At 60.3% G+C, this 19,211-nt stretch carries 19 protein-coding genes; 6 read left to right on the forward strand and 13 right to left on the reverse strand.

The features are described from left to right. Positions 1–25: 25 nt before the first annotated feature. Positions 26–1,417 carry an aldehyde dehydrogenase family protein gene (locus PMI23_RS17910; protein ID WP_007910827.1) on the reverse strand — a complete coding sequence of 464 codons (1,392 nt, stop codon included), beginning with the start codon at positions 1,415–1,417 and terminating at the stop codon, positions 26–28. Positions 1,418–1,520: 103 nt separating this feature from the next. Between PMI23_RS17910 and ptrR the strand changes: the two genes are divergently transcribed. Continuing rightward, on the forward strand, positions 1,521–2,399 hold the full coding sequence (gene ptrR / locus PMI23_RS17915) for a putrescine utilization regulator PtrR (RefSeq protein ID WP_007910829.1): 879 nt from the start codon (positions 1,521–1,523) through the stop codon (positions 2,397–2,399). 27 nt (positions 2,400–2,426) lie between these two features. Here ptrR and PMI23_RS17920 read toward each other — a convergent pair whose 3' ends face one another. After that, a complete protein-coding gene (locus PMI23_RS17920) occupies positions 2,427–3,992 on the reverse strand; it encodes an aldehyde dehydrogenase (NADP(+)) (RefSeq protein ID WP_007910831.1) in 1,566 nt (521 codons plus the stop codon). After that, positions 3,989–4,627, reverse strand: coding sequence for an isochorismatase family cysteine hydrolase (locus PMI23_RS17925; RefSeq protein ID WP_007910832.1), 639 nt, complete (start codon positions 4,625–4,627; stop codon positions 3,989–3,991). The genes PMI23_RS17920 and PMI23_RS17925 overlap by 4 nt, the downstream gene beginning before the upstream one ends. Positions 4,628–4,725: 98 nt before the next feature. Here PMI23_RS17925 and PMI23_RS17930 point away from each other — a divergent pair, with 98 nt between their 5' ends. Continuing rightward, complete coding sequence (locus PMI23_RS17930; RefSeq protein ID WP_007910834.1) at positions 4,726–5,223, forward strand: winged helix-turn-helix transcriptional regulator; 498 nt, start codon at positions 4,726–4,728, stop codon at positions 5,221–5,223. Positions 5,224–5,229: 6 nt separating this feature from the next. Here the strand turns inward: PMI23_RS17930 and PMI23_RS17935 are convergent, their stop codons facing one another. Both PMI23_RS17935 and PMI23_RS17940 read right to left on the reverse strand, forming a co-directional pair. After that, positions 5,230–5,853: a glutathione S-transferase family protein gene (locus PMI23_RS17935; RefSeq protein WP_007910836.1), complete on the reverse strand. Its 624-nt coding sequence runs from the start codon at positions 5,851–5,853 to the stop codon at positions 5,230–5,232. Positions 5,854–5,952: 99 nt separating this feature from the next. Beyond that, positions 5,953–7,368: a purine-cytosine permease family protein gene (locus tag PMI23_RS17940; RefSeq protein WP_007910838.1), complete on the reverse strand. Its 1,416-nt coding sequence runs from the start codon at positions 7,366–7,368 to the stop codon at positions 5,953–5,955. Between the two features lie 235 nt (positions 7,369–7,603). Between PMI23_RS17940 and PMI23_RS17945 the strand changes: the two genes are divergently transcribed. Continuing rightward, positions 7,604–8,515: a LysR family transcriptional regulator gene (locus tag PMI23_RS17945; protein WP_007910841.1), complete on the forward strand. Its 912-nt coding sequence runs from the start codon at positions 7,604–7,606 to the stop codon at positions 8,513–8,515. Positions 8,516–8,533: 18 nt separating this feature from the next. Here the strand turns inward: PMI23_RS17945 and argE are convergent, their stop codons facing one another. The 6 genes from argE to PMI23_RS17975 all read right to left on the reverse strand — a co-directional run bounded on the left by argE (position 8,534) and on the right by PMI23_RS17975 (position 13,661). After that, the gene (argE, locus tag PMI23_RS17950; RefSeq protein ID WP_007910842.1) at positions 8,534–9,682 is read right to left on the reverse strand and encodes an acetylornithine deacetylase; all 1,149 of its coding nucleotides are present in this window, start codon (positions 9,680–9,682) and stop codon (positions 8,534–8,536) included. Next, entirely contained in the window at positions 9,679–10,356 is a 678-nt protein-coding gene (locus PMI23_RS17955; protein WP_007910843.1) for a DUF1028 domain-containing protein, read from the reverse strand. Before PMI23_RS17955 ends, argE begins: the two co-directional genes overlap by 4 nt. A gap of 154 nt (positions 10,357–10,510) precedes the next feature. Further along, positions 10,511–10,927, reverse strand: a complete 417-nt coding sequence (locus PMI23_RS17960) for a RidA family protein (protein ID WP_007910844.1) — start codon at positions 10,925–10,927, stop codon at positions 10,511–10,513. A gap of 58 nt (positions 10,928–10,985) precedes the next feature. Next, a complete protein-coding gene (locus PMI23_RS17965; protein WP_007910845.1) occupies positions 10,986–12,305 on the reverse strand; it encodes a flavin-containing monooxygenase in 1,320 nt (439 codons plus the stop codon). Positions 12,306–12,512: 207 nt separating this feature from the next. Next, positions 12,513–12,779, reverse strand: coding sequence for a FecR/PupR family sigma factor regulator (locus PMI23_RS30180; RefSeq protein WP_007910846.1), 267 nt, complete (start codon positions 12,777–12,779; stop codon positions 12,513–12,515). 63 nt (positions 12,780–12,842) lie between these two features. Then, positions 12,843–13,661: an alpha/beta fold hydrolase gene (locus PMI23_RS17975; protein WP_007910848.1), complete on the reverse strand. Its 819-nt coding sequence runs from the start codon at positions 13,659–13,661 to the stop codon at positions 12,843–12,845. Positions 13,662–13,841: 180 nt separating this feature from the next. Between PMI23_RS17975 and PMI23_RS17980 the strand changes: the two genes are divergently transcribed. After that, positions 13,842–14,291 (forward strand): winged helix-turn-helix transcriptional regulator, encoded by a 450-nt coding sequence (locus PMI23_RS17980; RefSeq protein ID WP_007910850.1) that lies wholly within the window; start codon positions 13,842–13,844, stop codon positions 14,289–14,291. A gap of 71 nt (positions 14,292–14,362) precedes the next feature. Here PMI23_RS17980 and PMI23_RS17985 read toward each other — a convergent pair whose 3' ends face one another. Together PMI23_RS17985 and PMI23_RS17990 are read right to left on the reverse strand one after the other, a co-directional pair. Continuing rightward, positions 14,363–15,406, reverse strand: coding sequence for an LLM class flavin-dependent oxidoreductase (locus PMI23_RS17985; RefSeq protein WP_007910852.1), 1,044 nt, complete (start codon positions 15,404–15,406; stop codon positions 14,363–14,365). A gap of 152 nt (positions 15,407–15,558) precedes the next feature. Then, complete coding sequence (locus tag PMI23_RS17990) at positions 15,559–16,044, reverse strand: flavin reductase family protein (RefSeq protein WP_007910854.1); 486 nt, start codon at positions 16,042–16,044, stop codon at positions 15,559–15,561. A 324-nt stretch (positions 16,045–16,368) separates the two neighbouring features. Between PMI23_RS17990 and PMI23_RS17995 the strand changes: the two genes are divergently transcribed. Next, positions 16,369–17,775, forward strand: a complete 1,407-nt coding sequence (locus tag PMI23_RS17995) for a purine-cytosine permease family protein (RefSeq protein WP_007910857.1) — start codon at positions 16,369–16,371, stop codon at positions 17,773–17,775. Positions 17,776–18,024: 249 nt separating this feature from the next. Next, positions 18,025–19,125, forward strand: a complete 1,101-nt coding sequence (locus tag PMI23_RS18000; RefSeq protein WP_007910859.1) for a polyamine ABC transporter substrate-binding protein — start codon at positions 18,025–18,027, stop codon at positions 19,123–19,125. Positions 19,126–19,211 lie beyond the last annotated feature (86 nt).

Raw genomic sequence — 19,211 nt, forward strand, 5'->3', positions numbered from 1 at the left:
CCCACAGGGTTTTCCGGTGTCTGGGTTATTTGCGATCCAGCCACACGGTCTGCGCGTTGCAGAATTCGCGCACGCCGAAGTGCGACAGCTCACGACCGAAGCCACTCTTCTTCACGCCGCCAAAGGTCACCCGTGGATCGCTGGCGGAGTAGCCGTTGATGAACACGCCGCCGGTGTCCAGTTCGCTGGTCAGTTGCTGCGCCAGTGCCACGTTGGCGGTGTAAATGGTTGCGGTCAGGCCGAACTCGCTGTCATTGGCCAGGGCCACAGCATGCGCGCAATCGCGGGCGGTGATGATCGAAGCGGCCGGGCCGAACAGTTCCTGTTTGAACGAGGTCATGCGGTCGGTGACATCGGCCAGTACGGTCGGCTCGTAGTAGTTGCCTGGACCTTCGGACTTGCCGCCGCCGAGCAACAGCGTCGCGCCTTCTTCCAGGGTGTCGCGCACTTGCTGGTCGAGTTCATCACGCAGGTCGAAACGCGCCATCGGGCCGATGTAGGTCTCGGCGGACAATGGATCGCCGACCTTCAACTTACGCGTAGCCTCGACGAACTTGCGGGTAAATTCCTCGACCACACCTTCTTCGATGATCAGGCGTTTTGCGGCGGCGCAAACCTGGCCGGAGTTCTGGTAGCGACCGATCACAGCGGCTTGCACTGCTTCATCCAGATCGGCGTCGTTGAGCACGATAAACGGATCGGAGCCGCCGAGTTCCAGCACGCATTTTTTCAATGCGGCACCGGCCTGAGCGCCGATGGCCATGCCGGCACGTACGCTGCCGGTCAGGGTCACGGCGGCAATGCGCGGGTCAGCGATGGCCGTGGAAACGCCTTCCGGAGTGACGTTGATCACCTCAAAAACACCTTCGGCGAAACCGGCGCGGGTGAAGGCATCCCGCAACAGATAAGCGCTGCCCATCACGTTCGGCGCATGTTTGAGCACGTAAGTGTTGCCGGCGATCAACGCCGGAACGGCACCGCGCAGCACTTGCCAGATCGGGAAGTTCCACGGCATGACCGCGAGGATCGGGCCGAGCGGACGGTACTCGATGCGCGCCTTGCCGCCTTCAACCTGGGTCGGCTCAGCGTCGAGCATCGCCGGGCCATTCTCGGCGTACCACTCGCAGAGCTTGGCGCATTTTTCGATTTCGCCACGGGCCTGAGCAATGGGCTTGCCCATTTCCTGAGTGATCATCGTCGCCATGGCATCGCTGGTTTCACGCAGCGCAGCGGCCAGCGCGGTCAACAAGCGCGAGCGATCCTGCAACGGCTTGCGCTTCCATTTGCCGAAGCCGAAAGCTGCGCGGGTCAGCGCGGCGTCGAGGGCGGCGGCGGATTCAAACGCGTAGTGGCCGATCTGCTCGCCGGTGGCGGGGTTGATCGAGATGGCGTGGGTCTGGCTGGAAATCTGGCTCATGGCGTCGTCCTGCATGTTCGTCGGATGAGCCTAGAGTAGGGTGGTGTTTGTTTTCTGGAAACTGAATAATAAAGATCGTTTCTTTCACGAATGGAGAATGACTGTGGATCTGGTGCAGCTGGAAATCTTCAAAGCGGTTGCCGAGCACGGCAGCATCAGCGCCGCCGCGGCGCAGATCCATCGCGTGCCGTCGAACCTGACCACGCGGATCAAACAGCTTGAGCAGGATCTGGGTGTTGATCTGTTTATTCGCGAGAAAAGCCGCTTGCGTCTGTCGCCGGCGGGGTGGAGTTTTCTCGAATATGCACGGCGCATTCTCGATCTGGTGCAAGAGGCGCGGGCGACGGTGGCGGGGGAGGAACCGCAGGGCGCTTTTCCGTTGGGTTCGCTGGAAAGTACGGCGGCGGTGCGCATTCCCGAATTGCTGGCGGCGTACAATCAGTTGCACCCGAAAGTCGACCTCGACCTGTCCACTGGGCCGTCCGGCACAATGATCGACGGCGTGCTCTCCGGGCGCCTGGCCGCAGCCTTTGTCGACGGCCCGGTGCTGCATCCGACGCTGGAAGGCGTGCCGGCGTTCGAGGAAGAAATGGTCATCATCGCCCCGATCAATCACGCCCCCGTCGAGCGCGCAGCGGACGTAAACGGCGAGAACATTTATGCCTTCCGCTCCAACTGCTCCTACCGTCACCACTTTGAAAAATGGTTCAGCACCGACGCGGCGGTCCCGGGCAAGATCTTCGAAATGGAGTCGTACCACGGCATGCTCGCCTGTGTCAGTGCGGGTGCCGGGCTGGCCTTGATGCCGCGCAAAATGCTCCAGAGCATGCCCGGCAGTGCGACCGTCAGCGTCTGGCCATTGGCGGCGGATTTTCGCTACCTGACCACCTGGCTGGTGTGGCGGCGGGGCACGGTGTCGCGCAGCTTGAGCATGTTTGTGCGCTTGCTGGAAGAGCGCGGGGTGGTGCGTGCAGATGCTTGATCGCAGCTGCCGCGCACCGGATCGCCGTTATTGCCCGTCGACGCTGCGCGGCAGATTCAGCGGATTCCCTTCGCGCAACACCTCTGGCAACAACTCATCGGGAAACCCCTGATACGCCACGGGCCGCAAGAAGCGCTCGATCGAGGTCATGCCGACCGACGTGAAGCGGCTGTCCGATGTAGCCGGAAACGGCCCGCCGTGTACGGTGGCGAAGGTCACCTCCTGTGGGTGGGCGAAGGCGTTGACTACGATGCGTCCGGTGTGCCGTTCGAGAATCGGCAGCAGGCGCCGCGCCACTTCCAGATCGATACTTTCAAGGTGAATCGCCGCGCTGAGCTGACCCTTGAACGAACGGGCGACGGCCAGCAGCTCGGCCTCATCGTTGACAGCAACCAATAGCGCCGACGGACCAAACACTTCGAGGGCCAACTCTGGTTCGGCGAGCAATTGGTGTCCCTCGACTTCCAGCAACGCAGCACGTCCGGCGAGCGTGGCATCAGCCGGCGTGCCTGCCGCGATCAGCTGCGCGCCGGCACGTTCCATGGCCATCAGCCCCTCGACGTAGGCGCCATGAATGCCCGGCGTCAGCATTGTCCTTGCCGGTGCCTCGCTGACCCGTTTGCGCATGGCGTCGCGCAGCTGATCAAACCCCGCACCGCGGATGGCGATCAGGATCGACGGACACAAACAGGCCTGGCCGACGTTGACCAGCATGCGTTCGATAAAGCCATCACCGATCTCGGCGCCGCGAGCCGCCAGTGCCTCGGGCAGGATGAAGGTCGGGTTGACGCTGGTCATCTCGGTGAACACCGGGATCGGATCAGGGCGCAACTGCGCGCGGCGATAGAGCGCCATGCCACCCGGTTCGGAGCCAGTGAAGGTCACGGCTTTGATCAGCGGATGATCGACCAGCGCTTGGCCAATGGCATTGCCGCCACCGCGCACCATCGAGAAAACACCTTCGGGCAAGCCATGCGCCTGCACGGCTTTACGAATGGCGCGGGCCTGGATTTCCGAGGCACCGGGATGCGCGTTGTGTGCCTTGAGAATCACCGTTGCCCCGGCCGCCAGTGCCGACGCGGTATCGCCGCCCGCCACCGAATAGGCAATCGGGAAGTTGCTCGCGCCGAAAATCGCCACCGGGCCGATGGCGATTTTTTGCAGGCGATGATCCATCCGTGGGCGCGGCTGACGTTCGGGTTGCGCCGGGTCGATGGCCAATTGCAGAAAGCGGCCCCGGCGCACCACATCGGCGAACTGGCGGAACTGGGTCGCGGCTCGCAACGCTTCGCCCTCAAGCTGAGCTTCGGGCAGTCCGGTTTCCAGTGCCGCGCGTGCCGCCAGTTCGCTGCGTACTGCGTCGAGGTTGTCAGCGATGCTCTCGAGAAATGCCGCGCGTTCGGCCAACGAGGTATGGCTGTAGCGGTCGAACGCCGCCTCGGCGAGTGTTACTGCCTGATCAACCTGTGCCGCACCGCCGAAAGCGAAGTCCGGTTCGATCAAATGTTCAGTGGCCGGATTCAGGGCTTTCATCGTGCCTTCGGTGGCGGCGACATCCGCCGCGCCAATCAGCAAGTGGCCGGTCAGATTCATTGCGCTTCACCCTGGGCTTTGAGTCGAGCAATCAGTTCGTCCGTGCTGGCAATCACGTGCGCGAATGTCGGGCCGTTGAGTTCGTGGGCGGCATGCATCATTTCCGCTTTGAAGGCCGCCGTTGCATCGCGGACCAGGGTGACGTGGTAGCCCAGTTCCGAGGCATAGCGCGCGGTGGCTTCGATGCAGGTGTTGGCCAGCAGGCCGACGATGACCACGTGGGTGACACCTTGCTGCTTCAGGCGAAAATCCAGGTCGGTGTTGGCAAAACCGCTGGAACCCCAGTGCTCCTGAACCACGATATCGCCGTCCTTCGGCGCAAAATCCGGGTGCCATTCACCGCCCCATTCGCCGCGGGCAAAATGATGCATGTGCATGATTTTGCATTGCGTGGGAGTCGGGTGATCCCAGTTTTCGTAGTCGCCTTTTTCCCAGCGGTGATGGGGTACGATGACCACCGGAATGTTCAGCTCGCGCACCGTGCGGTCGAGTTTGCGCAGGTTGTCGAGCAGGCCGTTCTGTTCAGCCATCGGTTTGATCAAAGGGAAAATCTTGCCGCCGTCCGACAGAAAATCGTTGTATGGATCGACCAGCAGATAGGCGGTTCTGTCCAGCGGGTAGGCGGTATTCGACATGGCGGCTTGCTCCGGCAATGGGATTATCGGTGCACAGGGCTTGTCCCGGCATCGTGTAGATATGATAATCATAGTAACTGTAAAAGAGGCAAGCCCTGATGGCAGTAAACGATAGTCTTCCCGACACGCTGTGCCCGATTTCCCGGGCCGAAACGATCGTCGGCGACCGCTGGACCGTGCTGGTTTTGCGCGAGTTGTTCATGGCCAATCATCGCTATGACGAGATTCAGGCGCAGACCGGCGGTACGCCGCAAATGGTCGCCGCGCGTCTGAAATGTCTGGAAGCGGATGGGCTGGTCGAGCGCCGCTTGTACAACGAGCGACCGAAACGCTACGAGTACCACCTCACCGCGAAGGGCGAGGCGTTCTATCCGGTGATCATTGCGTTGCGGGCGTGGGGAGAAACCTGGTGCAAAACACCGGAAGAGGGGCTTGCAGTGAACATGACCCACAAAAGCTGCAACCACAACGCCGGCCTCGGGCCGCTGTGCGAGCACTGCGGCGAACCGTTGCGTCGGGAGGATCTGATCAGCCAGCCACAAGCCGCCTACGCCGCCGAACGGCAGGCGCGGCGTGAGGCGTTCAAAAGCAAATAACCTCGATCACGGCGTGCCGTTGCGACCGTGCAGCAAGTAGCCGGGACGCAGGCTCAAGCGCTCGTAATAGGCTTTCACCGCGGCAAAATCCGGGTGAGCCAGTGGGGTTTCGAACCAGCGGTTCACCGACAGTCCGATGGGAATGTCCGCCAGAGAAAACTGTTCGCCGCTGACGTAGGCGCCGGTCTTTTCCAGTTGCCGGTCGAGGATGGCCATGGTCTTCGACCATTGCTCAATGCCGTTCGCCAGCGCGGCGTTGTCCTGATAGTCGGGCGACTGGCGCACCAGCGACATGAAGGCGTACGACCACGAGCGATTCAGCTCCGACGCCTGCCAGTCGATCCACTGATCGATCCGCGCCCGGGTTTGCGCGTCAGTCGGATAGAGGTGCGAACCGTCATACCGTGCGGCCAGATAACGAATGATCGTGTTCGATTCCCACAGCGTGAAATCACCGTCCTGAATCACCGGCACCATGGCGCAGGGATTGAGCGCGAGAAACGCCGAATCGTTGGTCGATTTGAAGCCCGACCCCCAGTCTTCGCGCTCGAAAGGAATGTGCAATTCAGCGCAAGTCCACAGCACTTTGCGCACGTTGATCGATGAGGCTTTACCGAGTATTCGCAGCATTGGATGTCCCTTACCCAATTGTCGTCAGACCTACAGAAATACCACAGCGCAACGGAGAAGGCCCGCACAGTGCGGGCCTTCTTTTTCAGCGCATCAATCTCACAGACTGCTCGCCAGTTTCCCGCCCATCATCCGCCGACGATAAGACGTGTCGCGGTTGGCCAGCCAGAAATACAGCGGCGAGGTCACCAGCAGTCCCACCAGCCAGGACAGATCCGCACCGTTGATGTGCGCCGACACCGGGCCGACGTACAGCGGCGTGTTCATGAACGGAATTTGCACGGCGATGCCGATCGCGTAAGCCAGCAACGCCTGCGGGTTGTAGCGGCCGTAGATGCCACCGTCGACCTGGAAGATCGACTGAATGTCGTACTGGCCTTTGTGGATCGCATAGAAGTCGATCAGGTTGATCGCCGTCCACGGCACCAGCACTACCAGCAACACCAGCACCATGTCGACGAAGTGGCCGATGAAATCTTTCGATGCACCGACAGCGGCAAAGCAGCAGGCCAGCAGCACGATAATCGAGATCACTGCGCGGCTCTTGGCGGTGGGGATCCAGCGGTAGGCGAAGGTCTGCACCAAGGTAATCAGTGACAGCACCGCGCCGTACAGGTTGAGGGCGTTGTGACTGATCACGCTGAGCAGGAACAGCACCAGCATCAGCGGGCCAATGGAACCCGTGGCGAGTTTGACCGCGTCCATGGTGTCCATGCCCACCGGGGTTGCCAGCACGGCGACGGCACCGAAGATGAACGCCAGACTCGACCCCAGCGCTGAACCCAGATAGGTCGTCCAGAATGTCGACGAGACTTTTACGTCCGCTGGCAAGTAACGCGAATAGTCGGACACGTACGGCGCGAACGCGATCTGCCACAGCGCCGCCAGCGACACGGTGGCCAGCCAACCGGAGAGGTTGAAACTGCCCCGGGTGAGGAAGTCGTCAGTCTGGATGTGAGTGAAGATGTAGCCGAAACCGACGACGATGCCGATCCCCAGCACCCAGGTGCCGATGCGATTGAGCACGTGGATAAAACGGTAGCCGATGATGCCGATGATCCCCGAACCGACTGCGCCAATGACGATGCCGACGGGCACTGGAACGCTGTCGACCACACCGTGCAGCGACTTGCCGGCCAGCACGATATTGGAAGCGAAAAAGCCGATGTACATGACGCCGGCAATCAACACCACCAGCAATGCGCCGAGGGAGCCGAACTGCGCGCGGCTCTGGATCATCTGCGGGATGCCCATCTGCGGGCCTTGCGCCGAGTGCAGCGCCATCAGCACACCGCCGACCAGATGGCCGACGAGAATCGCGACGATGCCCCAGAGCAGATTCAAGTGAAACAACTGCACGCCCAGTGCACCGGTAACGATGGGCAACGGTGCGATGTTGCCGCCGAACCAGAGCGTGAACAGATCCCTGACCTTTCCGTGGCGATCTTCGGGGGGCACGTAGCCTATCGTGTGTTTTTCAATCAGCGGAGCGGAGGATGCTGCAGGGGTAGCCATGACGAACTCCAAGGCAAGGATGAGTACGTGGACGTACTTCGGCAAGCGCCGGCACGGGCGGCGCATTTCTTGTTGAAGTGATCATGTGCAAAGCATCGGCATAGATAAATTAGTAAGTTTGTTGCTTCAGACCTTAAAAAAAATATGCTTCGGCTGGCGCCGGCGTCCGGTATGTTCAAGCTTGATCGTGCGCCAGGGAAACAGGGCGAACACCCGCGCTCTTTGGGAGACTCACATGGCCGCCTACAACCTGCGCCAGCTCAAATATTTCGTCACCACGGCTGATTGCGGCAGCGTCGCCGAAGCCTCGCGCAAGCTCTACATCGCGCAACCCTCGGTCTCCACGGCCATCAAGCATCTGGAAGAAAGTTTCGGCGTGCAGTTGTTCATTCGCCATCACGCCCAAGGCGTCTCTCTGACGCCCAGCGGTTCGCGGTTCTATCGCAAGGCGCTGGAGTTGCTGCGGGTGGCCCATGAGTTTGAGCAGAACGCCCTGGCCGACAATGATGTGGTCGCGGGGCAGATCGATATCGGCTGTTTCGAAACCGTCGCGCCGCTGTACCTGCCGCGCCTGATCGCCGGGTTCAAGGCGCGCTGGCCGGGGGTGGAAATCCGCATTCGTGATGGCGAGCAACAAGAGCTGGTGCAGGCTCTGACCGCTGGCAGCATCGACGTCGCGATGATGTTCGAGCACGATCTGGACAGCACCATTGAAACCACGCCGCTGATGCCGCCGCAGCAGCCTTATGCGTTGCTGCCGGCCAGCCATCGCTTTGCGCAACAGGCGAAAGTCTCGCTGCATGATCTGGTGCTGGAACCGATGATTCTGCTCGACGTGGTGCCGAGCCGCACCTATTTCGTGAGCATCTTCGAAGAGCGCGGGCTGACGCCGAACATCGTCTTCAGCTCGCCATCGATCGAGATGGTGCGCGGCATGGTCGGCAACGGTTTCGGCTTCTCGATTCTGGTGACCAAACCGTTCAGCGACTACACCTACGACGGCCAGCAAGTCGTCTGTGTGCCGCTGGTGGAAAACGTCACCGGGTCGGGCTTGTCGGCGGCCTGGTTGCGGCGGGTGCAACTGACCAAACCGGTGCAGTTGTTTGTTGACCATTGCCGCGTAGAAATGGCCCGACTGCACTCGTGAGTGCCGTCGAGCCGCTGGTCAGAGGCTGATAAACGCCAGCATCCGTTGCAGCATGGCATCGCACGCCTGCAACTGTTCGAGGGCGACAAACTCGTCGGGTTTGTGGCCCTGATCCATGCTGCCGGGGCCGCAGACCACCGTGGGAATCCCTACGGCATCAAACAGTCCGCCTTCGGTACCAAACGCTACAGTGCCGAAATCCTTTGAACCGCAGAACACTGAAATCAGTTCGGCGGCCTGACTTTGTGCATCGGTGGCCAATCCCGGATACGCCGACAAGGCGCTGAAGCGGATATCACTCTGCGCACTGACCGCGCGCATACGCGGCAGCACTTCGCGTTCAGCATAGGTTTGCAGCGCTTCGGCAACGAGCGCCGGATCCTGCGAGGGCAGGGCGCGGATTTCGAAATCGAAACGGCAATCGGCGGGCACGATGTTCAAGGCCTTGCCGCCGCTGATCACCCCGGTTTGCACCGTGCTGTAGGGCGGGTCGAAGCGCGCATCGTGATGCTCCGGCGCTTTCAGTTGCTGACCGAGACGACCCAGCTCAGCGATCAGTTCGGCGGCGTATTCAATCGCATTGACGCCGAGCGGCGCGTACGCCGAATGGCACGGATGGCCGTGCACGTCGCAGCGCATTGCCAGTTTGCCTTTGTGGCCAAGCACCGGTTTCAGTTCGGTCGGTTCGCCGATGATGCACAGCAATGGCTTGATCGGGCGTTGCTGCAAGACCTTGAGCAACGAGCGCACGCCGAGGCAGCCAACCTCTTCGTCGTAAGACAGGGCAATGTGCACCGGCAGGCGCAGCGGCGTTTTAACCAGCAACGGCACCAAGGCCAGCACGCAGGCGATATAACCCTTCATGTCTGCGGTACCACGCCCAAACACCTTGCCGTCGCGTTCGGTCAGTTCGAACGGCGGCAGCGTCCACGGCTGGCCATCGACCGGCACCACATCGGTGTGCCCGGACAGCACGATGCCCGGTTGATCCACCGGGCCGATCGTGGCGAACAGGTTGGCTTTGCTGCGCTCGTCGTTGTAAATCAGCGCACACGGGACGTCGAAACCTTCGAGGTAATCGCGGACGAATTCGATCAGCTGCAAGTTGGATTCTCGGCTGGTGGTGTCGAACGCCACCAGCGCCTTGAGCAACTCGACACTGTTCATCGATCATCCCCGGCCACGCCATAACCCGGTGCCTTGGCCGGATCGAGGGCGCGGTCGATGTAGTCCTGAAGCTGCGGCTCGTAAGCGTTCCAGAGTTTTTGCAGCTGGCCGATCGGGTCTTCATCGGCCCAATCCACGCGCAGGTTGACGATCGGCCAGGTCTGCTCGCCGACCACCACAACGGCGGCCGAATGCACCGGGCCGGCTTCACCGCCGAGCGCTTGTGCGGCGTGCAGGGCTTTGAGCAGGCGATCAGCCAGTTGACCTTCGCCATCCTCGAAGGCGCTGACCATCGCTTCGATGACCGAACGCCCCGCGAGCATGTTGCCGGCGGCGACGCACTGTTCGCCGGTCACGGCGTTGTGCACGCCGAGGGTTTGCGCACCGCTGAAATGCGCGGTCTGGCCAAGGTGGTTGATCGCGGTGATCTGGCGGTACTGGCTGTAGCCGTTGCGGGTGAGGACTTTGTCCAGCGCATCGTCCGGCGTCAAACCTTGCTCCATCAGCGCAAGGACTTCCGGGCCGAGGGACGGCAGGGTGATGTTCTGGCTCGACACCGCGCCGACCCCCGGCAGCAGCCACGGACAGCGGGCGCCGACGGCGATGCTGGAGGAGCTGATGGCGACACCGAACTGGCCGGTTTCGGCGCAGCGGGCTGTGATTGAAAAGGTCATCTGCTTATTCCTTTCTAGGAAGATGTTGTCCTTGAGGGCCTCATCGCTGGCAAGCCAGCTCCCACAGGGTTTTGAGTTAAGCCCAGATGTTGTGATCAACCCGATACCTGTGGGAGCTGGCTTGCCAACGATGGCCATAACGCGGTGTGATGCCTTACTCAGGAATCACCGCAATCACATCAATCTCCATCAGCCACTGCGGCTGCCCCAGTGCCGACACCACCAACCCGGTGGAGATCGGGAATACACCCTTGAGCCATTTGCCGACTTCGCCATACACCGCCTCGCGATAACGCGGGTCGATCAAGTAAGTGGTGGTTTTGACGATGTGGCTCATGTCGCTGCCGGCTTCTTCCAGCAGTTGCTTGACGTTGCGCATCGCTTGTTCAGCCTGCGCGCGCGGGTCGCCGAGACCGACCAGATTGCCGTCGAAATCCGTGCCGACCTGACCGCGCACATACACGGTGTTGCCGGCGCGCACGGCTTGGCACAGATCGTTGTCCAGCGTCTGGTTGGGGTAGGTGTCTTTGGTGTTGAACATGCGGATGCGAGTGTGGGTGGGCTGGCTCATGAAAGGCTCCTGAAGAAGGTTGGCCCGGCGCAATCGGCGCCGGAGCGAAAAAAGGCAATCAAGCGTCGACGGTATCGGCGGCTTTGTTGTGGCTGCTCGAATGCAGTGCGGCTTCACGCTGCTCGGCATCGCGGTAATCCAGATACTTGCGCTGGGTGGCGATGTGATCGGCAACATGCTTGGCGTCGTGCCACACACCCCAGATGAACGACGACCCCCGGCGTGACTGCCACGGCAGCCCGAGGAAATACACCCCCGGTTCGCTCGACACGCCGCGCTGATGCACCGGTTTGCCCTTGTCATCGAATGCTTTCACTTGCAGCCAGGAGTAATCCACGGCAAACCCTGTGGCCCAGATAATCGAGGTGACGCCAGCCTTGGCCAGATCCAGATCGGCCAGCGGATTCTTCACGCACTCAGGGTCCGGATAGGTTTCGCGCGCCTCCGGTTCTTCCGGCAGGTCGAGGCCGTTGCGCTCGATGTAGGCATCGGCGGCATCCAGCAACGCCAGATAATTTTCGTCGCCGCGAGTGAGGTTGCCGAGCAGATCTTGCTTGAAGGTCACCACGCCGTTATTGAATGATTCGGTGACGCCGACCAGGGTCATGCCGCGATGGGCCAGACCACGGAAATCGATGGTGCGACCGCCATGGGCGCCGCTGACGGCGATGGTCACGTGCTCGCGCCCCGGTTTCATCGCCGCCTGATCCCATTCGCCGAGCACGCCCAGCCACCAGCAGAAATCCCGGTTGCGATAAGCGCGAGGCGGGCGGTCATGGGCGCCGACCGACAGGTAAACCTGCTTGCCGGAACGTTGCAGTTCATCGGCGATCTGCACCCCGGAAGAACCGGCGCCGACCACCAGCACTGCGCCTGCCGGCAGTTGTTGCGGGTTGCGATAATCAGCGGAATGGATCTGCAACAGACGTTGGTCTTGCGGAGCAATCGCCGGGATCACCGGTTTCTGGAACGGGCCAGTCGCGGCGACCACGCGGTTGGCTTCGATCACACCTTCGGATGTCTCGACGGTGAAACCCGGGCGACCGACATTGCGCACCACGCTTTTCACCTCAACGCCGGTGCGGATCGGCGCATTGAATTTCTTCGCGTAGGCTTCGAAGTAATCCGCCACACGTTCTTTCGGGGCAAATCCGTCGGGATCGACGTCATCGAATTCCAGGCCAGGGAAGCGGTCGTGCCACGCCGGGCCGTTGGCAACCAGCGAGTCCCAGCGCCCGGTGCGCCAGCGTTCGGCAATGCGATTGCGCTCCAGCACCAGGTGCGGCACACCGAGTTTGCTCAGGTGCTCGCTCATGGCCACGCCCGCTTGGCCGGCACCCACGATCAGCGTGTCTGTTTTTATTATTTCAGGGGTCATCTCTACATCCTTCCTAGCAAGGCAGTGGGATTCGGGCCGCTGTTGGCTTGTCCGTTTGGCTTGAGGTCAGACTAGGGAGAGGGGGGATATCGGTAAAATATTATTAAGCTGGGATGTGAAGATAAAATTCTGATGCAGAGCGGCGAAAGCCTTTAACAATGCGGGCTGCAGCTCTGGCCGCGGGAAGGGAAGGGCAAAACCTGGCGGCTAGATTTCACGCTTGCGCTCAGGCGCTACCCCATGAGCGGTGAGGAGTTTTTTCGCCGTCTCGGGTTCATCCGGCAATTGGCCGCTGAGATCCCAGATCTCGAGCATTTTGGCGTATTCGAAAGCGTGGCGCGGGTCGACCTCTATCCAGCGCTGGAAATCCTGGCGGACAGCCGGCGGACAATCGTCATCGTGCAGACGCATGCACCAATCGGCGGCTTGCACAGAGATGTCTTCGTCCATTGCGTTGAGGTCGGAAGGGGTCATTTGACGAGGGTAACAAAAAAGTCCGTCAAGCCGATGCCGACGGACTTTTTTAATGGCGAATATTCAGCGTTTGAGAAACGCTAGCAAATCCTCATTCAACGCCTGCGCATGGGTCACCGCAAAGCCATGTGGCGCCCCTGCGTAGACCTTCAACTCGGCGCCTTTGATTTGTGCAGCAGCCTGTTTGCCGGTGGTTTCGAACGGCACGATCTGGTCGCCGTCGCCATGGATCACCAGCGTCGGCACATCGATTTTCGCCATGTCCGGGCGGAAGTCGGTTTCCGAGAATGCGGTAACGCAATCCACCGTGCCTTTGAGTGACGCCAGCAGGGCGACATTCAGGGTTTGCGTGAGCACGCCGGCAGATACTTTCTGGCCTTGGTTGGTGCCATAGAACGGCGCAGCGAAATCGGCGATGAACTGCGCGCGATCCTGCAGCAGGCCGGCCTTGATGCCGTCGAACACCGAGGTGTCGACGCCCTGTGGAAAGTCGGCTTTCTTGCCGAACAGTGGCGTCACCGCGCCCAACAACACCAGACCGGCAACCCGCTCACTGCCATGCCGGGCGATGTAGCGGCTGACGTCGCCGCCGCCCATGGAGAAGCCGACCAGGGTCACGTCGCGCAGGTCCAGATGATTGATCAATTGCGCGATGTCATCGGCGAAGGTGTCGTAGTCGTAACCGGTCCACGGCTGGTCGGAACGGCCGAAACCACGGCGATCGAACGCAATGGTGCGATAGCCACGGCTGCTCAGGTATTCCATCTGGTATTCCCACATGTCGGCATCCAGCGGCCAGCCATGGCTGAACAGCACGGGTTTGCCGCTGCCCCAATCCTTGTAGTAAATCTCGGTACCGTCTTGCGTGGTGAAGGTGCTCATGGAAACTCCTGCTTCGGGGTTCAGTGCCGAAATGGCGGCATTCACTATCAGCGCAAAGCGCGCCGGCTACTTGTATGCAGGTGCTGGTTTTGCGTCGGTACAGTCGTGGATCTGCTGCAGAGTTGTATGATGCAACCCAAAGCCGCACGGTCGGCCACTGATACGAGGGAGTACGTCTAGGTGAAACGCAAAAGTTTGCAGGGCAACGCCTGCCCGGTTGCCCGCACGCTGGACCTGATCGGCGACTGGTGGTCACTACTGATCATCCGCGATGCGCTGGACGGAATTCGCCGTTTCAATGATTTTCAGAAGAGTCTGGATATCGCGAAAAACATGCTCAGTGCGCGCTTAAAGGGGCTGGTGGAGCAGGGCATCCTGCAAACCGCGCCGGCTGCTGATGGCGGTGCCTATAAGGAATACGTGCTGACAGATCGCGGCAAAGCCTTGCAGACGGTGATTGTCGCGCTATCGCAGTGGGGGGGAGAGTTCATGTATGGGCCGGGTGAGCCAGGTTCGGTGATGGTCGATGCAAGGGACCGCCAGCCGATTCGCAAGCTGGAATTGCAGTCTGCCGATGGCCGAACGCTTGGCCCCGCAGATGTGGCGACGCGGCTTGGCGTAGAACACTGATTCAGTGTGGCGAGGGAGCTTGCCCCCTCGCCACAGATGACGTGTTTCAAGTCTTTCCGATGCCAGGTTACTTAGCGAAACGCCGGCACCACATGCTTGATAAACAGCTCCAGCGATTTCTTCTTCTCTTCATGCGGCAAGCTGTTGTCACACCAGAAACTGAACTCATCTACCCCCAGTTCCTGGTAGTACTTGATCCGCGGAATGATCTCTTCGGGCGTACCAATCATCGCCGTCTTGTGCAGGCTCTCCAGCTCAAATTCCGGACGCCCGGCAAACTTCTCTTCCGGGCTTGGCGCGAGGAAGCCATTGACCGGGGTTTGCTTGTTGCCGAACCACGCATCGAAGGTGCGGTAGAAACGCGAGATCGCTTTCGCGCCGACTTTCCAGCCGTCCGGATTATCAGCGGTGTGCACGTGGGTGTGGCGCAGCACCATCAATTGCGGACGCGGCACGTCTGGATTGTTGTCCAGTGCGGTCTGGAACTTGTTCTTCAGGTCGAGGACCTCTTCGTCGCCCTTCATCAGCGGCGTGACCATCACGTTGCAGCCGTTGGCCACGGCGAAGTTGTGCGAATCCGGGTCGCGGGCGGCGATCCACATCGGCGGATTCGGCTTCTGGATCGGCTTCGGTACGCTGGTCGAGGTGGGGAATTTCCAGATGTCACCGTCGTGGGCGTAGTCGCCTTGCCACAAGGCGCGGACCACAGGGACCATTTCGCGCAATGCCTGGCCGCCGCTGGAGGCAGGCATGCCGCCGGCCATACGATCGAATTCAACCTGATAGGCGCCACGGGCCAGGCCGACTTCCATGCGACCGTTGCTGATCACGTCGAGCAACGCGCATTCACCGGCTACCCGCAACGGGTGCCAGAACGGCGCGATGATGGTGCCGGCGCCGAGGTGGATGGTGGTGGTCTTGGCGGCGAGGTAGGCGAGCAGTGGCATCGGGCTTGGCGAGATGGTGTATTCCATCGCGTGGTGTTCGCCGATCCACACGGTGCTGAAACCGCCGGCCTCGGCCATCAGGGTCAGTTCGGTGAGGTCTTCGAACAGTTGGCGGTGGCTGACGCTTTCGTCCCAGCGTTCCATGTGGATGAACAGGGAAAATTTCATGACGCTTCCTCGGATTTTTTGTTGTTGAGGCTACAAAACTTGTAGGAGTGAGCCTGCTCGCGATGGCGGTGTGTCAGAAAAAACATCGACATCGGATAAATCGCTAACGCGAGCAGGCTCACTCCTACAGTTGAATTGTGCGGGGCTGACGATCAGGCCAGGACGGGCAGGGCGCCCATCTTGCCGTGGCAGTACACCAGCGGCCCGCTAATTTGCTCGGGGACGATCAGATTCTTCACCGCGCCGACCATGATGGCGTGGTCGCCGCCTTCGTATTCGCGCCACAGTTCACATTCGATGATAGCCGTCGCGTTGGCGAGGATCGGGTTGCCCAGTTCGCTCAAGGTCCATTCGATGCCTTGGGCCTTGTCCTTGCCTTTGCGGGCAAAGGCGTAGGCTTCGCTCTGCTGGCCGCCGGACAGAACGTGGATGGCAAAACGCTTGTTCTTGATCAGTACCGGGTAGGAATCAGAGCTGTAGTTGGGGCAGAACAGCACCAGCGCCGGGTCCATCGACAGCGAGCTGAACGCACTGGCAGTCAGGCCGACAATCTGACCGTCATCGTCCAGGGTGGTAATAACGGTTACGCCGGACGGGAACGAGCCCATGACTTGTTTGTAGATGGCGGCATCGATCATTGGTCGGTCCTCGGGTGTGGTGCTGCTGTTTTTATGTGTTTGTTGGTCTGATGGTATACCAGTATTCAATCTTTGCAAGGGCTTTTAAGCTGAACCGATAAACGTGCCGCGTTCGTCGGAAACTCAGCATTTATGGGGCTTTCGGCTGGTCTGCAGACCAAGGATTCAGCGAGCATGGCATATCAGATAGCGCCGCAAACTGCGGATCAGTCTTGTGAATTGTTTGGAATACCATAATATGGTCTGCATCTGAGGGGCGACCATAGAGTCCTCCCGGTTTGGCTTCATACAACGATAAGAACAGACAAACTCGAGTTCATGCATATGTCCCAGATGTCCCGGCAAGATCCGTTGATCGAGAACCATACGGTCGACTACGTCCCACTCGCGGAACGCCACGGGAAGGCCCGCGACCTATTCACCCTTTGGTTCAGCACCAACATTGCGCCACTGCCCATCGTCACCGGCGCCATGGTGGTTCAGGTGTTCCACCTCGATTTGCTTTGGGGGCTGTTGGCGATTGCGCTGGGACACATGATTGGCGGCGTGGTGATTGCGCTGGCGTCGGCTCAAGGCCCGCGCATGGGCATTCCGCAGATGGTCCAGAGTCGCGGCCAGTTCGGCCGTTATGGCGCGCTGTTGATCGTGTTCTTCGCCGCGCTGATCTACATCGGTTTCTTTATTTCCAACATCGTGCTCGCCGGCAAATCCATCGTCGGCATCGCGCCCTCGGTGCCGGCGCCGCTGAGCATTCTGATCGGCGCACTCGCGGCCACGGCGATCGGGGTGATCGGCTACAACTTCATTCACACGCTGAACCGCATTGGCACCTGGGTGATGGGCAGCGCGTTGCTCGCCGGTTTCATCTATATCTTCGCCCATGACTTACCGGCGGACTTTCTCACTCGCGGCAGTTTTAACCTGTCGGGGTGGCTGGCGACGGTGTCGCTGGGGATCATCTGGCAGATCAGTTTCTCGCCGTATGTGTCCGACTATTCGCGTTACTTGCCGGCGGATATTGGCATTGCCAAACCGTTCTGGGCGACTTATCTGGGCGCGACGCTGGGCACGATTCTGTCGTTCAGCTTCGGCGCGGTGGCCGTGCTGGCGACCCCGGAAGGCACTGAAGCGATGGTCGCGGTCAAGCAGTCGACGGGTTGGCTCGGGCCGATTCTGATGGTGCTGTTTCTGCTCAATATCATCAGCCACAACGCGCTGAATCTGTATGGCGCGGTGCTGTCGATCATCACCTCGATCCAGACTTTCGCCAGCCAATGGACGCCAAGCATCAAGGTGCGCGTGGTGTTGTCGAGCGTGGTGCTCGCGGGTTGCTGCGTGGTTGCGCTGGGCGCGTCGGCGGATTTCATTTCCGAGTTCATCGGTTTGATTCTGGCGCTGCTGCTGGTGCTGGTGCCGTGGGCGTCGATCAACCTCATCGACTTCTATCTGATCAAGCGCGGCTGCTACGACATTACCTCGATCTTCCGCGCCGATGGCGGGATTTACGGGCGCTTCAATCTGCACGCGATCATTGCGTACTTTATCGGCATCCTCGTGCAGTTGCCGTTCGCCAACACCTCGCTGTACGTCGGACCGTACGCCAATCTGGTTGAGGGCGCGGACTTGTCCTGGCTGGTCGGCCTGGTGGTGACCGTTCCGTTGTATTACTGCCTGGCGACACGCGGCCAGACTGAGCAGAGCAGGGCGGCCAGGTTGGGTTACACCGACTGACCTGATCTGCTTCAGCACAATGCCCGGCCCTTCGCCGGGCATTGTTGTTTACGCATCCCGGCGGTCAATCAAATTGGCCACATCGATCCCCTTTTGGCCCATCCCCCACTGTGCTCCAGCTACGCTGTCAGCAAGAATCAAAACCACAACGAGACGCTCGACCCTTTTTACCCTTGGCTACCTTTACAGCCGCTGCCGTGTACAGAACATAAAAACCATCGAACTCACGCTGCCTTTTGGGGAACAACCATGGTCACGATGAAACGCATTCTGGGTGCCACTGTGTGTGGGCTGTCGCTGTTGGCCGGCGCCGTCCAGGCTGAGCAACGCGAACTGCGCGTGTACAACTGGGCGGATTACATCCTGCCGTCCGTGCCCAAGGATTTCGCCGCAAAAAGCGGCATCAAAGTGACTTGGGACACCTTCGACACCAACGAATCCCTCGAAGCCAAACTGCTGACCGGCAACTCCGGCTACGACCTGGTGGTGCCGTCGAATCAGTTCCTTGAAACGCAGATCAAGGCAGGCGTGTTTCAGAAACTGGATAAATCGAAACTGCCGAACTGGAGCCACCAGGACCCGGAACTGTTGAAACTGCTGGGCAAGAACGATCCGGGCAACCAGTACGGCGTGCCTTACATGGTCGGCACCGTGCTGATCGGCTTCAACCCGGCCAAAGTCAAAGCGGCACTGGGCGACAACGCGCCGGTGGACAGTTGGGATCTGGTGTTCAAGCCGGAGAACATGGAAAAGCTCAAATCCTGCGGCGTGGCGATGCTTGATTCGCCGACGGAAATCCTACCGCTGGCCCTGCATTATCTGGGCCTCGACCCGAACAGCCAGAACCCCGCCGACTATGAAAAAGCCAAGGAGCTGATGCTCAAGGTTCGCCCGTACGTGACTTACTTCAACTCGGCCAAATACATGACTGACATCGCCAACGGCGATATTTGCGTGGCCATCGGTTATTCCGGCAGCTTCTACCAGTTCGGCAATCGCGCCAAAGAGGCGAAAAACGGCGTAGTGGTTGACTGGCGTCTGCCGAAGGAAGGCGCGCCGATCTGGTTCGATACCTTCGCCATTCCGAAGAGCGCGAAGAACGTCGCCGAGGCGCATGAATTCCTCAACACCTTGCTCGACCCGAAAGTGATTGCGCCGATCAGCGACTTCCTCGGCTACCCGAATGCGAACAAGGATTCGATGCCGCTGATCAACAAGGAAATCACTGACAACCCGAACCTGACACCGACCCCGGAAGCGCTGAAAAACCTCTACGTCGTGCAGCCGTTGCCGCAAAAACTTGAGCGTGTACGCACCCGCGTGTGGACCAACATCAAGTCCGATAAGTAACACTGCTCCCCCTGTAGGAGTGAGCCTGCTCGCGATAGCGCCAGATCAGTCAACATCGCGTCGTTTGACAGACCGCTATCGCGAGC

The organism is Pseudomonas sp. GM24 (genome assembly GCF_000282235.1).
In the GTDB taxonomy this organism is placed as follows: Bacteria; Pseudomonadota; Gammaproteobacteria; order Pseudomonadales; family Pseudomonadaceae; genus Aquipseudomonas.

What these genes read in the sequence shown, in the direction of transcription:
- PMI23_RS17910 (WP_007910827.1), bottom strand. Translation starts at nt 1,417, where the DNA reads ATGAGCCAGATTTCCAGCCAGACCCACGCCATCTCGATCAACCCCGCC.
- PMI23_RS17920 (WP_007910831.1), bottom strand. Translation starts at nt 3,992, where the DNA reads ATGAATCTGACCGGCCACTTGCTGATTGGCGCGGCGGATGTCGCCGCC.
- PMI23_RS17925 (WP_007910832.1), bottom strand. Translation starts at nt 4,627, where the DNA reads ATGTCGAATACCGCCTACCCGCTGGACAGAACCGCCTATCTGCTGGTC.
- PMI23_RS17930 (WP_007910834.1), top strand. Translation starts at nt 4,726, where the DNA reads ATGGCAGTAAACGATAGTCTTCCCGACACGCTGTGCCCGATTTCCCGG.
- PMI23_RS17935 (WP_007910836.1), bottom strand. Translation starts at nt 5,853, where the DNA reads ATGCTGCGAATACTCGGTAAAGCCTCATCGATCAACGTGCGCAAAGTG.
- PMI23_RS17940 (WP_007910838.1), bottom strand. Translation starts at nt 7,368, where the DNA reads ATGGCTACCCCTGCAGCATCCTCCGCTCCGCTGATTGAAAAACACACG.
- PMI23_RS17945 (WP_007910841.1), top strand. Translation starts at nt 7,604, where the DNA reads ATGGCCGCCTACAACCTGCGCCAGCTCAAATATTTCGTCACCACGGCT.
- argE (WP_007910842.1), bottom strand. Translation starts at nt 9,682, where the DNA reads ATGAACAGTGTCGAGTTGCTCAAGGCGCTGGTGGCGTTCGACACCACC.
- PMI23_RS17955 (WP_007910843.1), bottom strand. Translation starts at nt 10,356, where the DNA reads ATGACCTTTTCAATCACAGCCCGCTGCGCCGAAACCGGCCAGTTCGGT.
- PMI23_RS17960 (WP_007910844.1), bottom strand. Translation starts at nt 10,927, where the DNA reads ATGAGCCAGCCCACCCACACTCGCATCCGCATGTTCAACACCAAAGAC.
- PMI23_RS17965 (WP_007910845.1), bottom strand. Translation starts at nt 12,305, where the DNA reads ATGACCCCTGAAATAATAAAAACAGACACGCTGATCGTGGGTGCCGGC.
- PMI23_RS30180 (WP_007910846.1), bottom strand. Translation starts at nt 12,779, where the DNA reads ATGACCCCTTCCGACCTCAACGCAATGGACGAAGACATCTCTGTGCAA.
- PMI23_RS17975 (WP_007910848.1), bottom strand. Translation starts at nt 13,661, where the DNA reads ATGAGCACCTTCACCACGCAAGACGGTACCGAGATTTACTACAAGGAT.
- PMI23_RS17985 (WP_007910852.1), bottom strand. Translation starts at nt 15,406, where the DNA reads ATGAAATTTTCCCTGTTCATCCACATGGAACGCTGGGACGAAAGCGTC.
- PMI23_RS17990 (WP_007910854.1), bottom strand. Translation starts at nt 16,044, where the DNA reads ATGATCGATGCCGCCATCTACAAACAAGTCATGGGCTCGTTCCCGTCC.
- PMI23_RS17995 (WP_007910857.1), top strand. Translation starts at nt 16,369, where the DNA reads ATGTCCCAGATGTCCCGGCAAGATCCGTTGATCGAGAACCATACGGTC.
- PMI23_RS18000 (WP_007910859.1), top strand. Translation starts at nt 18,025, where the DNA reads ATGGTCACGATGAAACGCATTCTGGGTGCCACTGTGTGTGGGCTGTCG.